This is a genomic window from uncultured Caballeronia sp. (assembly GCF_964243625.1).
Taxonomy (GTDB): Bacteria; Pseudomonadota; Gammaproteobacteria; order Burkholderiales; family Burkholderiaceae; genus Caballeronia.
In genome coordinates this window covers 1-3,209 of record NZ_CAXTGZ010000669.1, presented here as the reverse complement: position 1 = coordinate 3,209, position 3,209 = coordinate 1, and the positions used below count along the sequence as shown (strand labels likewise).

Below are 3,209 nucleotides of genomic sequence, written 5' to 3'. Positions count from 1 at the left end.
GCATGGCATGCGCTGGGCAATCGCCTCGGTTTGTTTTTCTTGTGGTGCAACCGGCCATATTCGCGCGGCCGTGTGCAACTCGTGTCCGCAGACTCCGACATCGCACCACGCGTGGACCTGAACCTGCTTGACGACGAACGCGATATCGCACGCCTTGCCATCGGCGTTCGCCTGCTCGCCAAAGTGGTCGAAGCATCGGGCCTGGGTGAAGACAGGCGTGATTTTTTCCCAGCCGCATTTTCGCCGCGCGTGAAGGCGTTGAGCCGCGTGGGCAAGGTCAATGCAATCTTGACATCGCTGCTTGGCGCATTGCTCGATACGCCTGCGCCCTTGCGTCGATTGCTGATCGAACGTTTCTTTACGCGTGGTCAGGGCATGGCCTCAATGCTTGCGAGCGACGACGCGCTGAACGCGTTCATTCGCGCGAACGTATTCGGCGTATGGCACGCGAGCGGAACATGCCGGATGGGCGTGGCAGGCAATCGCCAGGCTGTCGTGGATACACAGGGCCGCGTGCACGGCGCGCGAGGCCTGCGCGTGGTCGATGCATCGCTCATGCCGCGCCTGCCTTCGGCCAACACGAATATCCCGACCATCATGATCGCGGAAAAAATCGCGGACACGATGCTGCGCGAACGGCCGCCCAGTGCTGCAGGCAGCAAAACGATCTATTTGCATGCAACGATTTCATAAACGCCAACAAGAGCACGAACCAATATACGTGCCACGTACACGGCGCCTTCCATAAGGCGGCGCCGCGACCTTCAAGGAGATAAAAATGTCCGTTGCAGCTCAGGAAAGCACCGCCGTGCCCGAGGTCAACTCGCGGCAGGTCATGGGTGCAGTGGTAGCCTCGTGCCTGGGTTGGGCACTCGATCTTTTCGATCTGTTCGTGCTCCTGTATGTCGCGCCGGTGGTCGGCCGGCTGTTCTTCCCGTCCGAACACGCCATGCTTTCGCTGGCGGCAGTATATGCGTCGTTTGCCGTGACCCTGTTGATGCGGCCGCTCGGTTCGGCATGGTTCGGCTCTTATGCGGACCGTCATGGACGCAAGGGCGCGATGATTCTCGCAGTCGTTGGCGTGGGGATATCGACGGCGCTTTTCGGGGTGTTGCCAACGGTCGCGCAAGCCGGACTCGCCGCGCCAATCCTCTTTCTTCTGTTGCGCCTCGTGCAGGGCGTGTTCGTAGGTGGCGTGGTGGCGTCCACGCATACCATCGGCACGGAGTCCGTTGCGCCCAAGTATCGAGGCGCGGTCTCGGGATTGATCGGCGGCGGCGGTGCAGGGCTCGGTGCGCTGCTCGCGTCCATTGTCTTCCTGACCATGTCCGCGATCTTCCCCGGCGAACTGTTCGATGTCTGGGGATGGCGCTGCATGTTCTTCACCGGCATCATCAGCTCGGTGCTCGGCCTGTTCGTTTTCAATACGCTCGAGGAGTCGCCGCTCTGGCAGAAGCTTGCGGCAGAGAAGGCGGCCAAGGCCGCGAATCGTGATCCGTCGGTGCCGGTCGAAGTGATTCGATCGCCAATCAAGACGCTGTTTTCCCGCGAATATCGCGGCATTCTTTTCGTGAACCTGCTGCTCACGATTGGCGGCGGCAGCGGCTATTACCTCACGTCGGGCTACCTTCCTACCTTTCTCAAGGTGGTCAGCCACGCGCCCAACGGCGCGGCTGCGGCCATCCTGATGATCGCAAGCGTGGGAGTGCTGCTGGCCTCGGTCGCAGCGGGCCATCTGAGCACCTTCATTGGACGCAAGAGTGCGTTCATCTGGATCGGACTCGTGCGTCTCGTCGCGTTACCCGCGTTGTTCCTGTTGTTGCCTACTGCGCAAAGCATCACGATGATCGGCCTTTACGCCGTGATACTGAGTGCGCTCGGCAGCGCGGGTTATGCGCCTATCCTGATCTTCCTGAATGAACGATTTCCCACCGCGATCCGCGCAACGGGAACGGGCCTCTCGTGGAACATCGGCTTTGCAATCGGCGGGATGATGCCGACGGCCGTGTCGCTCGTCGCGAAGGACCCGAGTGAATTGCCCATGACGCTGGCTATTTTTGTCGGTGTGATCAGCGTGATCTTTCTAGTTGGCGCTTTCATTGTTCCGGAAACGCTCGGCAAGCTGGAGAACAACGCGCGAGCCGTACATTGAACGTCAGGGTGCGGTAGTCACGCGGCGAATGTCTTCCGTGATGATATCGATGAGGGCGCTCGCCGCAGACCCAAGCGGCCGCTTCGGGTGACTGACGCACACGATCTGCCGCACGATAACCGGGTTCGCAATCCGGTGAATCCGCAGCACGCCGTCGTCCACTTTGCGCTGCACGACCACGCGCGGCATGATGGTCGCCACGCTGCTCTGTTCCACGAACTGCACGATCGTGGTCAACAGGTCGATCTCGAACTTCGGCTTGATCACGATATCCGCGTTGAGAAGCGCGGCGTCGAGTGCGCCGCGCAAGCCATTGCGCCGCGTGGGCAGGACCAGTTCGAGGTCGCCGAGCCTGGACAGGTCGATCTCGTCGGGCAGAACGCGACCGTGGGTTGCACTGACCACGAGAACCATTTCTTCGTCGAGTAACGCGCGGGTATCGAGCGTGAGACGTCCGCGCGGCTTGTTGATGACCGCGGCGTCGAGCCGTCCGGCTTCCACGGCATCGATCAGTTGTGCGCTAAAGCCGTCCGCCACCGATACCTCGACTTGCGGAAACAGTGCATTGAAGGTCGCGAGCGACTCGGGCAATACGCTTTCCGCTTCCGATGCCACCATGCCCAGCGACACGCGTCCCGTGACGATCACGTCCGTGCTGCTGAGCTGCTCGCGCGCATGGTCGATGTCACGAATGATCGGCACATACAGCCGGTACATGAGGCGCGCCGCTTCGGTCGGCGTCATGCCATGCGGGCCTCGTTCGAAGAGCGGCTGATTCAATTCCGCCTCGAGCTTCGAAATCTGCATGCTCAATGCGGGCTGAACGATGTTGAGCCGCTTCGCCGCACGCGTGACCGATCCGTCTTCAAACAGCGCGATGAAATATTGAATCTGCTTCAGGTCCATGGGCGGGCGGCGAGTGAGTCGATGCACGATGAGACCACAACCGGCCGCCCGATACCAGCATACTATCTACCCAGGTAACGCTTCTGCGCCTGCACCACGAATGCCTGCGCGTCACGTGCCGCTTGCACGACCGTTGCCATGCCGAAGAACT

The 3,209-nt window shown here is 61.1% G+C and carries 3 protein-coding genes; 2 read left to right on the top strand and 1 reads right to left on the bottom strand.

All coding sequences use genetic code 11. The features are described from left to right. Window positions 1-693, top strand: a 693-nt coding sequence (locus ACFFAR_RS28995; protein ID WP_375508988.1) for a GMC oxidoreductase, incomplete at its 5' end; no start/stop codon positions are given. Between the two features lie 85 nt (window positions 694-778). Continuing rightward, window positions 779-2,152 (top strand): MFS transporter, encoded by a 1,374-nt coding sequence (locus ACFFAR_RS28990; RefSeq protein ID WP_062003277.1) that lies wholly within the window; start codon window positions 779-781, stop codon window positions 2,150-2,152. A gap of 3 nt (window positions 2,153-2,155) precedes the next feature. Here ACFFAR_RS28990 and ACFFAR_RS28985 read toward each other — a convergent pair whose 3' ends face one another. Then, on the bottom strand, window positions 2,156-3,058 hold the full coding sequence (locus tag ACFFAR_RS28985; protein ID WP_375508989.1) for a LysR family transcriptional regulator: 903 nt from the start codon (window positions 3,056-3,058) through the stop codon (window positions 2,156-2,158). Window positions 3,059-3,209: the final 151 nt, after the last annotated feature.